Annotated in this window: 14 protein-coding genes; 7 read left to right on the forward strand and 7 right to left on the reverse strand. The window is 68.6% G+C overall.

Annotated features, from left to right (window positions below; genetic code table 11):
- Positions 1 to 274 precede the first annotated feature (274 nt).
- From AC1VWI_RS07105 to AC1VWI_RS07130, 6 genes are all read left to right on the forward strand, one after another.
- Complete coding sequence (locus AC1VWI_RS07105; RefSeq protein ID WP_499510081.1) at positions 275 to 1,069, forward strand: isocitrate lyase/PEP mutase family protein; 795 nt, start codon at positions 275 to 277, stop codon at positions 1,067 to 1,069.
- A gap of 61 nt (positions 1,070 to 1,130) precedes the next feature.
- Positions 1,131 to 1,778, forward strand: a complete 648-nt coding sequence (locus AC1VWI_RS07110; protein WP_499510082.1) for a nitroreductase family protein — start codon at positions 1,131 to 1,133, stop codon at positions 1,776 to 1,778.
- A 52-nt stretch (positions 1,779 to 1,830) separates the two neighbouring features.
- Complete coding sequence (locus AC1VWI_RS07115; protein ID WP_499510083.1) at positions 1,831 to 2,748, forward strand: NADP-dependent oxidoreductase; 918 nt, start codon at positions 1,831 to 1,833, stop codon at positions 2,746 to 2,748.
- Between the two features lie 108 nt (positions 2,749 to 2,856).
- Positions 2,857 to 3,240, forward strand: coding sequence for an MmcQ/YjbR family DNA-binding protein (locus AC1VWI_RS07120; protein ID WP_499510084.1), 384 nt, complete (start codon positions 2,857 to 2,859; stop codon positions 3,238 to 3,240).
- A gap of 55 nt (positions 3,241 to 3,295) precedes the next feature.
- Complete coding sequence (locus tag AC1VWI_RS07125) at positions 3,296 to 4,183, forward strand: SDR family oxidoreductase (protein WP_499510085.1); 888 nt, start codon at positions 3,296 to 3,298, stop codon at positions 4,181 to 4,183.
- 94 nt (positions 4,184 to 4,277) lie between these two features.
- Positions 4,278 to 4,592, forward strand: a complete 315-nt coding sequence (locus AC1VWI_RS07130) for a hypothetical protein (RefSeq protein WP_499510086.1) — start codon at positions 4,278 to 4,280, stop codon at positions 4,590 to 4,592.
- A 469-nt stretch (positions 4,593 to 5,061) separates the two neighbouring features.
- Here AC1VWI_RS07130 and AC1VWI_RS07135 read toward each other — a convergent pair whose 3' ends face one another.
- The 3 genes from AC1VWI_RS07135 to AC1VWI_RS07145 form a co-directional block, all read right to left on the reverse strand.
- Positions 5,062 to 8,442, reverse strand: coding sequence for a S8 family peptidase (locus AC1VWI_RS07135; RefSeq protein WP_499510087.1), 3,381 nt, complete (start codon positions 8,440 to 8,442; stop codon positions 5,062 to 5,064).
- Between the two features lie 715 nt (positions 8,443 to 9,157).
- Positions 9,158 to 9,949, reverse strand: coding sequence for a class I SAM-dependent methyltransferase (locus AC1VWI_RS07140; RefSeq protein ID WP_499510088.1), 792 nt, complete (start codon positions 9,947 to 9,949; stop codon positions 9,158 to 9,160).
- Positions 9,950 to 10,033: 84 nt separating this feature from the next.
- Positions 10,034 to 10,381 carry a transposase gene (locus AC1VWI_RS07145; protein ID WP_499510089.1) on the reverse strand — a complete coding sequence of 116 codons (348 nt, stop codon included), beginning with the start codon at positions 10,379 to 10,381 and terminating at the stop codon, positions 10,034 to 10,036.
- Here AC1VWI_RS07145 and AC1VWI_RS07150 point away from each other — a divergent pair.
- Positions 10,351 to 11,565, forward strand: coding sequence for an acyltransferase family protein (locus AC1VWI_RS07150; RefSeq protein WP_499510090.1), 1,215 nt, complete (start codon positions 10,351 to 10,353; stop codon positions 11,563 to 11,565). The two genes, AC1VWI_RS07145 and AC1VWI_RS07150, sit on opposite strands and share 31 nt — an antisense overlap.
- Positions 11,566 to 11,685: 120 nt before the next feature.
- On the opposite strand, the gene AC1VWI_RS07155 is transcribed toward AC1VWI_RS07150, so the two are convergent.
- The 4 genes from AC1VWI_RS07155 to AC1VWI_RS07170 form a co-directional block, all read right to left on the reverse strand.
- Positions 11,686 to 12,261 carry a GNAT family N-acetyltransferase gene (locus AC1VWI_RS07155; protein ID WP_499510091.1) on the reverse strand — a complete coding sequence of 192 codons (576 nt, stop codon included), beginning with the start codon at positions 12,259 to 12,261 and terminating at the stop codon, positions 11,686 to 11,688.
- A 113-nt stretch (positions 12,262 to 12,374) separates the two neighbouring features.
- Complete coding sequence (locus AC1VWI_RS07160; RefSeq protein ID WP_499510092.1) at positions 12,375 to 13,103, reverse strand: DUF2470 domain-containing protein; 729 nt, start codon at positions 13,101 to 13,103, stop codon at positions 12,375 to 12,377.
- A gap of 394 nt (positions 13,104 to 13,497) precedes the next feature.
- A complete protein-coding gene (locus AC1VWI_RS07165; protein ID WP_499510093.1) occupies positions 13,498 to 14,157 on the reverse strand; it encodes a response regulator transcription factor in 660 nt (219 codons plus the stop codon).
- Entirely contained in the window at positions 14,154 to 15,338 is a 1,185-nt protein-coding gene (locus AC1VWI_RS07170; protein ID WP_499510094.1) for a sensor histidine kinase, read from the reverse strand. The genes AC1VWI_RS07165 and AC1VWI_RS07170 overlap by 4 nt, the downstream gene beginning before the upstream one ends.
- Between the last annotated feature and the right edge of the window lie 222 nt (positions 15,339 to 15,560).

Here is a 15,560-nt window from a genome sequence, read left to right on the forward strand (position 1 = left end):
TTCGTCCACTCGTTCCCGAGCCCCAGCCGCCACAGATGGCGACTGCCTGCACAGTAGCCGGGTGTAGCGCAGCAGGGAGAGGACTATCCAGTCCGAAAAACTCGCCGATCTGCGGTACGTTTGGAGAAGGCGGTCCCCTGCGGACAGCCAAGCGCCCGGCTGATTGCCGGGACCCCCGTCCAGGCTGCGCACACAACCGGTAGACCCCTCTCCACCCAAAAACGATCACTCGGAAAGGTTCGATATGCCGGGCTCCGACCTCTATGAGAAATTCATGGCGCTGCACACCCGCGACGGCGGCCTCGTCATGCCGAACGCATGGGACGGCCTGTCGGCGCTGATGCTGGCCGATGCCGGCTTCGAGGCGATCGCGACGTCATCGGCGGCACTCGCCACCACGCTCGGCCGGTCCGACGGGCGTCACGAAGTCACCTGTGGTGAGCACCTTGAGCATGCGCGGCTGCTCGGCCGCCTCACCGGGCTGCCCGTCAACGGGGACTTCGAGGACGGCTACGGCGACACGCCCGAAGACGTCGCCGCGACCGTGGAAGCCGCCGTCGAGTCCGGCCTGGCCGGTATCGGGATCGAAGACACCTCGGGCAATCCCGATCAACCGATCCGCGACTTCGACGAGGCGGTCAACCGCATACGGAGCGCCGTCGAGGCCGCCAAGGGGCGCATCGTCGTCACCGGCCGCACCGACAACTTCATCCAGGGGCGGCCCGATCTCGACGACACCATCCGGCGTCTGACGGCCTTCGCGGAGGCTGGCGCGGATGTGCTCTACGCCCCTTACCCACCCGACTTCGACGCGCTCGTCGCGATCGTCACCGCCGTCGCGCCGACACCGGTGAACGTCCTCATCTCGCCGGCGGACGAGGTGCTGACCGTCGCCGAACTGCAGAAAGCCGGGGTCAAGCGCATCAGCGTGGGTCCGGCGCTCTACACCCACGCGATGGAGGCACTCGACCAGGCCATCAAGGCTCTCGTCGCGGGTGACCTCACCACCGCGACGACAGGAATCAGCTTCGAACGCATCAGCGAACTACTTGCCCGCGGAACGAACTAGCCCAATTGCTGCGCATCACCGCTCCTCACACCCACTCATCGCGAGAAAAAGGCGGATTCACGTGAATCTCGACAAGCTCATGAACAAGCATCTCACCAGGTACTTCGACCCCAGCAAGACCATTCCGGGGGAAACCCTTCAGCAGCTGCTGCGGTTCCTGCGCTCCGCGCCGTCATCGGTGAACGTGCAGCCCAACCACTTCTACGTCCTGGCCACGCCCGAAGGCAAGGAGCGGCTCGCCGACAACCTGGGCGAACGATTCCGGGACAACGCCGAGAAGATCCTCAACGCGTCGCACACCATCATCCTCACCACCCGGGCGGATCTGCCCGACACCCACCTCGAAGCGGTGTTCGCAAAGGAGAGGGCCGATGGCCGGTTCCCTGATCCATCCAAGCAGGAGTTGTGGGAATCCATGACCCGGGACTTCCTCAACCTTCGAAACTACGGCTACAAGGACCTGAACCACTGGATGGAGAAGCAGACCTACATGGCGGTGGGCCTGACCATGATGGCGGCCGCCGAGCTCGGCGTCGAGGCCACGCCGCTCGAAGGGTTCGACCCGACCAGCGTCGACAAGGCCTTCAAGATCCGCGAGAACGGACACACCACGACGGTGCTGCTGGCCCTCGGCTACCCCGACCCGGAGAGGGTGTACACCACCCCGATCTCGCGCTTCGACCCGGACCAGCTGTTCACCTTCGTCTAAAAACCCACCCGGAAACCAAAACCCACCACACCTACCAGGAAGAGCCATTTCGATGAAAGCCATTGTGGTCACCGACCAGGCCGCGGGAACGGCCGGAATGACGCTGACGGAGCGGCCTGAGCCGCTCCCGGCGATCAACGACGTCATCGTTCGGATCCACGCATCGGGCTTCGTCCCCACAGAGATGGAGTGGCCGTCCACCTGGGCCGATCGTGCCGGCCGTGACAAGACACCGTCGATCCCCGGCCACGAGCTGGCCGGAGTGGTCACCGCTCTCGGCTACGGCACGACGGGGCTCTCGGTCGGGCAGCGGGTGTTCGGCCTCGCCGACTGGCACCGCGACGGCACCCTCGCGGAGTACGTGGCGATCGAAGCACGCAACCTCGCACCGCTGCCAGGCGACGTCGACTTCACGGTGGGCGCGTCCCTGCCGATCTCAGGTCTGACCGCGTGGCAGGGCCTGTTCCAGCACGGTCGCCTCCAGGCCGGTCAGACGGTCCTCGCCCATGCCGCAGCCGGGGCAGTCGGGACGATGGTGACCCAGCTCGCACGTGAAGCCGGCGCTTACGTCATCGGCACCGGACGCGCCGCCGACCGCGACAAGGCGCTCGACTTCGGCGCGCACGAGTTCGTCGACCTCGAGAACGACACGCTGAAAGACGTCGGCGGCGTCGACCTGGTCTTCGATGCCATCGGTGGCGACGTTCAAAAGCAGTCCGCCGCCCTGGTCAAGGCCGGAGGAACACTGGTGTCCATCGTCGGCCCGGTCGAAGCGCGGCCCGCTGACGGCCTGGCCATTGACTTCGTCGTCGAAGCCGATCGCCTCGAACTCGGTGAGATCGTGCAGCGGGTGCGGGACGGACGGCTGCGGACCAACATCGGCAACGTCGCGAGCCTCGACGATGCCATCGGCGCCCTCAACCCGACCACCCGACGCCTCGGGAAGACGGTCATCCGCGTCCTCCCGTAGGTGGTGGACGGCCCACCGTCCGAGCGGCAGGTCATGGTCCTGATCCACGCCACGGCCATCGGCCACCGACCGGCGCAAGGACCCGAACCGACAGAGGAGTCAATCACCTTGGACGGACAGGAACTGCAGAAGATCGCGCGCGACTACACCGCGGAACTGCCCGGCACCGACCAGGAGCATCGTTTCGGCCCCGACTGGGAGCTCCACAAGGTGGGCGGCAAAGTCTTCATGCTCATGACCGACATACCCGGACGCCCCGTCCTGATCCTGAAAGCCGATCCTGACGACGCCACAGCCCTGCGTGAGCAGTACGCGGGCATCACCCCCGGCTACCACATGGACAAGAGGCACTGGATCACAGTGGAAGGCGGAGACACCATCGACGACAAGCTGGTGAAGGAACTCGTGACCGACTCCTACCGTCTCGTGGTCGGCGGGCTTCCCAAGTCCAAGCGACCCGTGGATCCACACACCTACGACCGCCACGCCTGACCCTCGCCCCACCCATCCTGCGACGCAGCGTCGCAGCAGTCATCTGGAGCCTCCCATGCGCGTTTTCGTCACTGGCGCCAGCGGCAGCATCGGCTCCGCTGTCGTTCCCGAACTCATCACCGCTGGTCACGAGGTCCTCGGCCTCGTCCGCTCCGACGCCGCGGCCACGGCCGTCGCCGCCGCCGGCGGGACGCCGCTCCGCGGCGATCTCACCGACCTCGACAGCCTCCGCGCCGGCGCCGCGCAGGCCGACGGTGTCATCAACCTGGCCTTCAGCAACGACTGGAGCAACTTGGAAGAGGGCATCGACGAGGAAGCACGTGCCGTGCAGACCCTCGCCGCCGCACTCGAAGGCAGTGGCAATCCGTTCGTGCATGCCGGCCTCACGCCGATGGTGCCGGGCCACACCTCCACCGAGGAGGACCGCGACACCACCGACGGTCCGGTCGGTGGCCGCGGCCGCACTTCCGACGCGGTGCTGACCCTGGCCGCCCAAGGCGTCCGGTCCTCCGTCGTGCGGCTGCCGCGCTCCGTGCACCAACGCGGGTCGGCATACGGCTTCTGCTCGGTGCTCATCGCCGCCGCGCAGGAGACGGGCGTGTCAGCGTACGTCGGCGACGGCACGCAGCGATGGCCGGCGGTCAACCTGCTTGACGCCGCCCGGCTGTTCCGCATCGCACTCGAGGACGCTGCGCCGGGCACGGTCCTGCACGCGGTAGCCGACGAGGGCGACACCATGAGGTCACTGGCCGAGGCCATCGGCGGCGTTCTCGCGGTGCCGGTCGAGTCGGCGCCGCCTGAGCGCTTCGGCCTCATCGGTCGCGTGTTCGCCCTCGACATGGCATCGTCGAGCGCTCTGACCCGGAAACGGTTCGGCTGGGGGCCCACCCACCCACGCCTGATCGACGACCTCGCTGCCGGCGACTACCCCGCCCTGGGCTGAACCGCGTCAACAACGCTGCGGGTCAATACATCTAGCGGGCGTCCACCTGCACGCGCTGTCCGAACTCACCGAGCGACACGGTGCCATGGCAGCCGTGACCACTGCCAGGGTCAAGGGTGTCCTGGCGGAGGTCACCCGATCGATCGGTCAGGTTCCCGAGGACGCCCGGGAGCCGCCGCGCCTGCGGCACCTGCTCGCGCACTACCTGGGCGAGAACGGCGACCACGACGCCGCACTCGAGCAGTTCCGGCTCATCGGCCCCTGGTGCGGTGCGGAACCCTGGACCGACAAGGCCGACCCGGTCGCCGCCTTCCAGCTCGCCCGCGGCATCGCGGCCGCCAAGGCCGCGAACGGCAAGCTGCCAGCCGACGGGGACGGCGCCACCAGGTGGAGCCGCACCGGTGGGTGACGGCCGGTCAGGCCGGTGCGCCCTGGGCGGCCGATGAGTCGGTGAACGGCCCCCTGGCGGGCCTGTCGCGCGCCTCTCCCTCCGGGCGTCGCGGTAGGCCCGGACAAGGCGGCAACTTCCACGTTCATGAGCGGGACGGCGACGGGCGACCCGGGGTGCACCGTCCCTTGCCGCCTCAGTGGGCGAAGTCCCGCAGCACTCGGCGGCCACGCCGAACCCGAGCGGCACGTGTACGCCGTCGGCCCGCCCCGGATCCCCCGTGTTCCGAGACCTGGGGCCGCCCCCAACGGGGCCTTTCTCGCGGCGACCCCTTCTCGTGAAACAGAGCCACTCGTCGCCGACCGGGGCGTCGGGCCGCCGTCGCCGCTGAACTCGACAGCCGTCCACGCAAGACGCTCGGCTGGGAAACCCCAGCCGAGCGTCTGCGGTGGGTGCGAGCCCTGGACCGTGGTTCCGGCCCGAGCGTGGGCTACTTCGTCAGGTAGGCGTCGACGATGGTCTCGTCGACGGTGTTGCCCTGCTTGTCCACGGCTTGGGCCTTGAACGAGACGCTGCCGCCGGCCTTGGGGTTGGTGATCTGAACCCGGCCGTCGCACACGCGCAGCTTCTGCCAGTGGGCTCCCTTGTCGTAGGAGGCCCACACACTGAGGGACTTGAGGTTCCTGCCCGCGGCGGTGCCGCGGACGGTCACCGGGACCCACACCTTCGCCCGTGCCTTGCCCGTGTTGTCGAGGGACAGGGCGGGGGTGAAGCGCACGACGGAGGTGGGGAGCTTGGTGATCCCCGGGGCGTACTCGGAGGAGAACGTCCAGCTCGTGGTCATGCTCGTGGAGACGTCGGCGACCGTGCCGCGGTTGACCGAGACGGTGAGCCGGTAGTCGGCCCGCTCGTTCTCCGCGATGTAGAAGACGTCCATCGGGTAGATGCTGGAGTTGACGAGCTCACCGTTGCGGTAGAGGGACGTTCGCGCGCTCTCGATCGGCGAGTTGTTGTCGCTGATGTTCCCCTCGCTGTCGGAGAACAGCGGAAGCCGTCCGTCGATCGCCTCGTCCGCCCGGAGCAGCCCGATGAGTCCGGCGCCCTCGGGGAGATCCGGTCCGAAGACACCGACGTTGAACACGTGCTGGTAGGAACGTCCGGGCTTGAACGTCCTCGGAAGTGCGTCATAGCTCGACTCGTACGAGTCGTTCGCGTCGACCTGCATGAAGCCCAGCTGCCACGAGGTGTTCCCCGAGAGCAGGTGCAGGGTGCCGGTGTAGGGCAGGGCGTGCACGGTCCCGAGTCCGGCACCGCCCTCGGTGCCCGGCGTGATGAATCCGAACTTGCCCTTGGCGGGTGCCCCGAGCTTCGCCTCGACCTTGGCGAACTCCCTGGACTTGGCGTGGTGGGTGAAGCCGGTGAGGTACCTGTCGCCGGTCGGCTGGTACACCAGGTGGTACTCGTCGTGCCCGTTGACCCCGGTGGAGAAGGTGGTCATGAGCTGCTGCGTCAGCCGGTCGCCCGCGGCCGCCTTGGGGCCCAGGTGGCCGGTGCGGTACTGCGCGAGGGAGTTGGTGAAGACTCCGTAGCGGGTGCTGTACCCGTCGGCCAGTTCGATGCCCGCGCTGAAGAAGCCGAGGGCCGGCTGGGCGGAGCGGTCGGGGACGGTGATGTCGAGCGGCTTGGCGGTGCGTGCGTCCACCGTCACCACGGTGTCCTGGGTGACGTCGAGGTTGGGCTGGTTGAACCAGTCACCGCCCTGGTCGTACGAACCCGCCGGGTCGACCCGGACCATGCTGTTGAGGAAGTACCGGCCCTTGGGGACGCGTACCGAGTGCGTCTCGCCGCTCAGCACGGTGTTGGCGCCCTTGGCGGGCCCTTCCAGGCCCTGCAGCTGAGCGTCCCAGGCGGGCGCAGGCGCGGGCTTGCCCTTGCGGTCCAGGGCCTTGACCGTGACGGTGTACATCTCCGACTCGCGGTCCACGGCCAGCGCGGTGCCGAGGGTCTGCCCGTCGCCGGTGGCCGTGACGCGTCCGGTGAAGGCACCGGTCGTGTCGCCGCCGAGGCGGGTGTCGGCGGTGACCTTGACCGTCGCCTCGCCGTGCGCCGGGACGGTGACCTGGTCGTCGGCGGTGAACATCCCGGCGGGCGCGGCGCTTCCGTCCGGTCCGGTGGCGTCCACGGTCAGCTTCAAGGTGACCGGGGCGTCGCCCGTGTTCCGGTACGTGAGGTCCTTGGTGAGCGGCTGGTCGTCGGTGTGCGGCCACTGCGCGACACCGTACGAGAGCGACGTGTCGCGGGCGACGACGCTCTGCTTGATCGCCTTCCGCAGGTCGACCCGGCCCGAGCCCTGTTCGAAGGGCGTGTAGCCGAGAGGCGTCGTCGAGGAGACCAGCGCGTCCTTGATGTCGTCGCCGGTCCAGTCGGGGTGCTGCTGGGCGAGGATGGCGGCGGCGCCGGCGACGTGCGGGGTGGCCATCGAGGTGCCGTTGAGGGCGATGTAGCCGTCCGCGACGGAGGGGGCGACACTTGCCAGGTAGCTGTCGTGCGCGGCCGCGGCCCCGATCGCCACGCCGGGCGCCGTCAGATCCGGCTTGATGCCGCCGTCACCGACGCGCGGGCCGGTGCTGGAGAACGAGGCCAGCTTGTCCTGCTTGTCCACCGCGCCGACGGTGAGGGCCGCCTCGGCGCTGCCCGGCGAGCCGACCGTTCCCGATCCCTGCTCGCCGTTGTTGCCCGCGGCAATGACGAAGAGGGTTCCGCTCTCGGCCGACAGCCTGTTGACGGCCTCCTCCGCCGGATCGATCTCCGGGGAGTCGTACGCGCCGAGGCTGAGGTTGACGACGTCGGCCTTCTCGGCGACGGCCCACTCCATGCCCGCGATGATCTGCGACATGCTGCCGCTGCCACCGTCGCCGAGGACCTTGCCGCTGAGGATGCGGGCCCCCGGCGCCACACCCTTGTACGTGCCACCGGACTTCGCGCCGGTGCCGGCCGTGATGGATGCGACATGCGTGCCGTGACCGAACCGGTCCTCGGTGTCCGGCGAGTCGGAGAAGTTCCGCTCCTCGACGACCTGCCCGGCCAGGTCGGGGTGCGTGGTGTCGACACCCGTGTCGAGAACGGCGATACGCGTACCGGCGCCGTCGAAACCGGCCGCCCACGCCTCGGGGCCACCGATCTGCGGGACGCTCTTGTCCAGGCTCGCCTGGACGACGCTGTCCAGCCACACCGAGGCGATACCCGGTGCGACGGCGCGCTTCATCGCGTCGGCGGACCCGCTGGTGACCGCGGACCACAGTTCCGCGCTGCCGTTCGCGGGCGCGGTGACGGCGTCGGCATTGACGCTCGACAGGGTGCGCCGGACCTCGGCGCCACCGCTGGAGCGCAGGGCCGTCCTGGCCGCCGGACGGGCCGCGTCGTACATCACGATGAGCCGCAGGTCATGGCGGTCCGAGTAAGCCGGCGCGCTCAGCGTGGTGATGTCGAACAGACGCCGGTCCACCCGACCGCTCTGGACGAGGTCCCGGGCGTCGTCGGGCATGGCGTAGGTGTGGCCGTCACGGGTCTCCACCCGGATGGGTATGTCCTCGCGGCCCTTGGCGGGACGCGCGGCGACGATCTCGCCCTTCGCGTTCACCGCGATCCGGTCACCGGTGATCAGCGGGATCCACCGGTGCACGCCGGTCCCGGCCGGAGTCCCCTTGACCGCGGGGCCCGTTCCGAAGGCCGAGGCCGACAACGGCGTGGCCGACGATGCCGTGCCGGTGGGCGTGGAGAGTGCCACGGACACCGACGGGGTAGCGGCGACCAGCAGCATGCTGATTCCCAAGACCGTGCCGATCGCAGGTCTCTTGGACGTGAATTTCACGGTTTCCTCTCGTTCATTCACCCCGCGCCAACACGTGGGTTTCACGGTGGACTTGGGGTGCGCCGCACAGCGAAGCACCCGCCCCGAGAGGGTGTCAACGGGTTGATCTTGGATGGCGAGCCAGCAAACGGGTCACCAACTGATGAATTATGACCGGCATTAGCGCATTTTTCGCCCGCAAGGCATCCGCTGTCCGGCAAGGCAGGCACAGACGGCGTGCCACCTGCCGCGATGCATACAACGAGACACTGGGCGCCGGCCACCCGTGCACGAGGGTCGGCGGTCCTCATCCCGCCCTCGTGGCGAATCTTTCCGGAATTCAAAATGTCCGCCCGCCCCATTCGGTTCGGCCGGATTCGAAGGGCCGCCATCCGCTGAGGGCGCGGACCTGGCGATAAGAGGCCCAACAGTCAGCGAGCGACTCACGCTACCGAAGGAATTTCGGCAGGTTCGGACTGCCACCCTCACGGCAGTCATGACAGACGCCGTCGGCTATCCCGGCCGTCGTATTCCAGAGTCCCATGCGCTTGTCACGGCTGCCTCCACCCGCGAGGCCGTCTACGTCCGGCTGAAGCGCGGCCGGCACACCAACCGCCTCTACCTGGCACACGGCCTGCTGCATTACGACTCAGCGAAGTCGGTGGGGGTCGGGCCGGCACAGCGCTCCGCTTGGCCATTCGGAGACACGGCCGTCTCGGTCGGCCCCACGGCTGGGTCAGCCCGGCTTGACCGCCAACGTCGCAAAATAGTGCGACATGTATGGAGCGGATGCGTTGGATTGGTGCGGCGCTTCCGCCAAGCCGGTGAGGACGAACCCCGCGGCGAGTTGCCCGCCGATCTGGTCGGTGAGGGTGTGGCTGTATTCGAGAGCGGCATCCGCGCCGAACTTCGTGGCGCGTTCCTCGGCGGAGTACTGCGTGACATCGCTGTAGGGCAGCTTGTGCACGACGATCAGCTCGCCGCGCTCGTCGAGCGCCTCGTGGTCGAACAAGTACACATCAGGGTTGAGGAAGCCCACGAGCAGGGTTCCGCCCGGTCGCAGAACGCGGAAGCACTCACGCCACACCGGTGCCAAGTCCGGTACGAACAGGTTGGAGACCGGTTGGAATACGACGTCGAATGTTGCGTCGCCGAAGGCACTGAGGTCGCGCATGTCGCCTAGGACGGTGCGCAGTTCGAGTCCGTCGCGCGCCGCCACCATCTGGTCCTGGCCGAGCTGGCGGGGTGAGTTGTCGAATACGGTGACCCGCGCCCCTGCGGCGGCGAGGATCGGACCCTGCTGGCCACCGCCGGAGGCCAGGCACAACACGTCCTTGCCGGTCAGGTCCGTCGGCAGCCAGGAGCGGTCGACCGGCTCACGCCCGATGAGAACGATCGACCAGTCGCCCATGCGGGCGCGCTCGACATCCTCGGCACTCACCGGCCTCGACCACTCGTTGCCCTCTTGGACATACTTGTCCCAGGCCGCCCGATTGTGGGCAACGGGGTCGACAACAATGTCCTGCACGTTCAGCTCCCTGCTACAGCCAAGCGGACACCTGCGGTACTCACAGTTCGGTGCCGCCAGCCAACACGATTACAGGGTGCGGGCTCAACGAAATTTGCGGGCATCGAGGTGTCCACGGGCTCGACGGGTGGTCGCGCAGCGGGCGCGTAAGCGCTGGTTGCCGGGGTTGCGGAAGCCGTAGGCGTCACGGGCGAGGGTCTTGACCTGATTGGTGCCTTCGGAGCCGGCGTTGGTGATCCCGGTGTGCAGGAACGCAAGGATCTCTGGCCGCCATGTCTCGACGGTTGTGGCTAGGCGTATGGAAAGTTGATCTTCGGTGTGAGCGGGGTCCGTCGCGGGGGTGGCGCCCGGCGGCCGCCTTTCCAACACTGGTGACGTACAGACGACGGGGGGGCACGGACATGGCGACGCGCACAGAACCGGCGCAGGCACCGCTACCGGAGCGGCGGCCGGAGCTGGACGCGATCCGGATGCTGGTCGTGATCGGGCTGGTCTTCTTCCACTCGGCGCTCGTATTCGCTGCCGACGACGACTTCTACGTCAAGAACGCCGAGACCACAGAAGCCATCATGATCATCGCCGGGTTCGGGGTCGTCTGGGCCATGCCGCTGCTGTTCCTCATCTCCGGCCTCGGTGCCTGGCACTCGCTTCGGCGCCGCGGCGCGGGCGGCTTCGCCAGGGAGCGGCTGCTGCGGCTCGGCGTTCCGCTGGTCTTCGCGACCCTCGCGCTGAACCCGCTGCCGCAGTGGCTGCGGCTGCGCTCGGCCGACGCCGACCACCACGAGTCGTACCTCGGCTTCCTGCCCCGCTTCTACGACGTGCACCTGGAGCCCGAAGAGTTCCCCTTCCTCGTCCAGGGCGAGCACTTCGAGACCGGCCATCTTTGGTTCGTCGTGCTCCTCCTGGCGTTCTCCCTCATGCTGGTGCCGTTCCACCGGTGGTTGCCGCGCGAACGCGTCCGCCGCATCGGCGACCGGATGGCGGAGGCGACCCTGCACCGGCGCGGCGTCGTGTTCCTGCCGGCCCTCGCCTTCGCGGCGATCTGTGCCTTCGCACGGCTGGAGGAGGACTACGCGGGCTGGCACCGCTGGTCGTACCTGCTGTTCTTCGTTGCCGGCTTCGCGCTCGCCTCCGACGACCGCTTCCGCACCGTGATGCGGCGCGACGCCGGGACCGCAGCCTGGCTCGGCGCCCTGCTGTTCGCGGCAGCCGGCCCCGGCTTTGCCCTGGCCGACGAGCCCTTCACGGAGATGACCGCCCTGGCCACCGCCTCACGGGCGCTGTTCGGTGCGGCTGGATGGTGCCTGGTGGTCGCCATCCCAGGCCTCCTCGACCGTCGGCGGCTGGAGCAGCCGCGTGCGGCGCCGAACCCGAACCCGAACCCGACGACGCGTCGGCGCCTCTATGGCTATCTCGCCGCAGCCGTGCTGCCGCTGTACGTCCTGCACCAGCCGATCGTGGTCGCCGTCGCGTACTTCGTGGTCGGCTGGTCCGCGCCGATCCTGGTTGAGTACGCCGTGCTCGTGGTGATCGCCCTCGCCCTCACCCTCACCACGTACGAGCTGCTGGTCCGCCGTACGCGGGCGACGCGCTTCCTGTTCGGGATGCGACCCTAGGGGCGTCTCGGATGTGCTGGTCACAGCCCTGGTCGGCCTTGTCCGGGATGGTGCGGCGAATGCCACGTCTGCGCAGGTAGGCGCGGTTCTTGCGGGAGGCGTACGCCTGGACGATGAGGATCACTCCTGGCGTCCGGATGCTTCCACTGGCCGGCAAAGGGACCCGGCCGACCGGGTCAGGATCCTCGACCCTCGACGTGGGTCCAGTGTGGCCAGCCAGGCGGCAGGTGCGGTGGTTGCGTCGCAGTGGCGGAAGCCGTGCCGTAGGAACAGTTCACCGCTGCCTGTGGTCGCGGTGAACACGGGTTGCGTTCCGGTTTGGGAGAGCGCGGCCCGCAACAGGGCAGAACCGATGCCACGGCCCTGGCTACCGGGTGCGACGCAGAAGTTGTACAGGACCGCGGCAGCGCAACCGGCTCCCTCAGGACCTGCCTGCCGAAGACTCCTGTCGGCGGGCGATCGTTCCTGGTAGCGGTGCACCGCAACACAGCCTTCGACCTCCCCTGCCTCGTTCTCGGCGACGAGGAAGTCTCCCGCATGACGGGCATAGTGGCCGAGCGGGCGCTCTCGCAGCGCGCCGCCGGGGACGAACGCCGAGGACAGCTGATGCAGAGCCCAGGTGTCCGCAAGGGTGGCGGTCCGCACCGCGCCCGGACGGCCGAGGCGGCCGGTGAAGTCGGGCGCGGCCGTGGTCAATGCCGTCTCGCTCTCATGACGTTGGGGGAATGCAGAGGGTTCACGAACTTTGCGAGGGGACCGCCCTCCGGCACCTAGGTCGGGCACCTTGGCGCAGGCAGTGATCGATCTGTTCACCGGTGATCGGCGCGGCACCGACGGGAACCGCCACGGGCCAGGGCCATGAGGTGTGCGAGCCGTTGACCGATGTCGGCCGCGCTGCGGGCCGGGGAGTGGAAGGCCACCCGGACGTCCTGGTGCCCCCGGGCGTACTCGCACCGCAGGGTGAGCCCGTGGCGATCCAGTGCGATCGGGCGCAGATGAACGACGTCTTGCAGGACGTTGCGGTCGACGAGCCTGCCGAGTTGGGCCATCACATCGCTGTGGTCCCGGTCGAGATGGGTGAGCAGCGCTGTCTCTTCGATGGCCAACGGGTCGGTCTGCGCGGCAGACAGTTCGTCGAGGTCGACGCCGACGGTCGTCCCGTCCCGTTCGATGGCGGCGCGGGCCGGATCGAGACGGAGGACAAGCACCTCGGGCGCATCCTGGATCTCGGCTGGAGTGAGGAAGCCGGCAAGGGACACGCGGGCCCGGACCCGGTCGCGGACCGCTGTGGGGGCGAGGTCGGTGAACTCGACCAGACTCGCGAGAACGCCACGCGGGGTGAACGCGGCTTCGTCGGCGAGCAGGCTGTCCGAGGGGACGTGCAGTCGCAGCGTTCCGCTGCTGTCGACCGTGTGCATGGACATCAGGTCGTAGCAGTTGCCATCGGTCGTAAGACTCAGGGAGTCGGAACGTGCCAGGACCGAACGGATCCGCTCCGCGTTGGTGGGGTAGGCCGCCTGGACGAATGCAATGGCCATCAACGCTCTCCTTAGGTTAGCCTAATCTAAGTTAGCATGCGCAGCTGGTGCGTCCTGGAAGAACCACGGCGCCCAATCGATGGACGGCAGCGGCCCGGCACGGCCCGGCACGGCCCGCGACGCGCCGACCTGGCCGGCGGCCAGAGGGCTCTCGGCCCGGGCCTTCATCAGCTTTGTGTGCCGCTACCAACCCGGTGCAGCGACAGGCCCCGCCCGCGACCGCGGCCCGCGGCTATTCGCCCGGGACATGGGCTGGGGGACCTTACCCTCGCAGGTTCGCAGCCCGGCCCCTTCAGCGACCACGGCCCGGTCCCCATCGTGGGGCCCTCATCGGCGGCATGATCGGGGTCCTGGTCCACATCGGCGACGTCCTGCACATCCGTACGCGCCCGGCTCAGGGGTAGAGGCCGGCCCGGAAGGCGAACGAGACGAGCTGCGCCCGATCACGTGCGCCGACCTTCGTCATGGCCCGCACCGCATGCGTCTTCACGGTGAACGGCGACACGGACATCTGGGCCGCGATCTCGTCGTTGCCGAGGCCGCTTGCAACGAGAACGACCACGTCCCGCTCCCTGGGTGTCAGAGCGCCGAAGCGTCGCAGCAGCTCCTGGTCGATCACCGGCGGCGGTCTGTCGGTCATGTGACCGATGAGCGCGGCCGTCGCGGCGGCCGACAGCGCACCGCCACCGCCGACGACCTCGGTGATGCCGGCGACGAGTTCAGCGGGGCTGACGGTCTTGCTCAGGAAACCGTTGGCACCCGCGCGCAGGGCGGCGAGGACGATGTCGTCCTGGTCGAAAGTGGTCAGCACGATCACTCGCGTCTTTTCGGGTGGATGCTCTGCGCGGATCCGGCGGGTGGCTTCGACACCGTCGATGCCGGGCATCCGGATGTCCATCAGGACCAAGTCGACGGGGTGCTCCCGGAGGAAGGGGACGACCTGGAGTCCATCGGAGAGATCACCCACGACGACGAGACTCGGGTCGAGGCGAAGCATCACCCGGATGCCGGCCCTTATGTCGTCCTGGTCGTCGACGATCAGAATCCGGGTCATCGGACGACGGCTCCCAGAGGGCTGAACTCCGCGTGGACCCGGAATCGCCCGTCGTGACTGTCGATCGTCAGCCGCCCGCTGGAGGACTCGACACGTTCGCGCATCCCGACGAGTCCGAGTCCGCTGCCCGAGTCGGAGCCGCGGGGTGAGCGAGCGACGCGGTTCTCCACCGTGACGCAGATCCTGCCGTCGCGCTCGCGCACATCCACCGTCGCCGTCCCCTCTCCGTGCCGGTAGGCATTCGTGAGTGCTTCCTGAACGACCCGGTAGACCGTCACGCCGACGCTGGGCTCGACGAAGCCGGCGGGGATGTCGATGGAGTGTCGGATGTCGAGACCGATGCTCTCGAAGGAGGCGATGAGTCCTTCCAGGCCGCTGAGCGCCGGCGTCGGCCGCAGCGCCTCGTCGTCGGAGATGTCGTCCCCGAGGCGGAGGAGCGCGAGGATGCGCTGCGTTTCGACGACGACGGTGCGGGCGCTGGACCTGGCTGAGACGAGGGCCTGCCGGGAGGACTCGGCGTCTTCGGGCAGTCCGATTTCCGCCGCGCCGAGGTGCAGGCTCAGCATCGCGACCTGGTGGCCGATGACGTCGTGGAGGTCCCGGGCGATGCGGAGTCGTTCCTCGGTCACGCGTCGGGTGGCTTCGATCTCGCGGGTGGCGATGGCGCTTTCGGCGCGTTCCTCCAGGGCCCACCAGTGGTCCCGGTGGATGCGGAGCGCGGCCCCTGTCGCACCTCCCGCCACAGCCGAGAAGACGGCGGCGGCTCCGACGACCGCGCCGCCGCGGAATCCTCCGACTGTCATGAACGCCCCGAGGAAGAAGGCCGCCACGATGCCGGTTCCGGCCAGCGGCTGCTTTCCCCTGAGGGTGACCGAGAACAGCACGAGCACCGCCATCATCCACACCGACAGGGGGTCGTGGCCCACCGCCGTCACGGCGAAGGACGCCGCGCTCGTCACGACCAGCCCCGCCCACGGCTGCCACCACGAGAGGGTGACGCCGATGCCGGCGAGGAGGACGGACAGGGCCGTCGGCCAGTCCGAACCTCTCAGGATCACCGCCACGATCTGACCGGTGAACGCCAGCGCCGCCAGCGCGTAGGCGACTCGGTGCAGCACCTCGGGGCGACGGACCCACAGCGGTGCCGCGAGCCCGTCCTGACTGTTCTGCGCCTTGCCCATGAGCCGATTCTCGTTCACGTGTGCGGCGGTCGTGTACTTCGAATGAAGTAGACCGCGCAGCTGCTTCGGTCGATCGGGACGGCGGAACGCATGCCGTCGAAGCGGATGGCATAACTACTTCGTTCGAAGTACACGGCGCCTCCCGAGGCCCCTGAGACTCGTCATCGAGGCGACCGCCTCGCACCGTCACGATCACCACGGGACACCCGATGACTCAGACCA

Source organism: Streptomyces sp. TOM-9, from assembly GCF_056858595.1.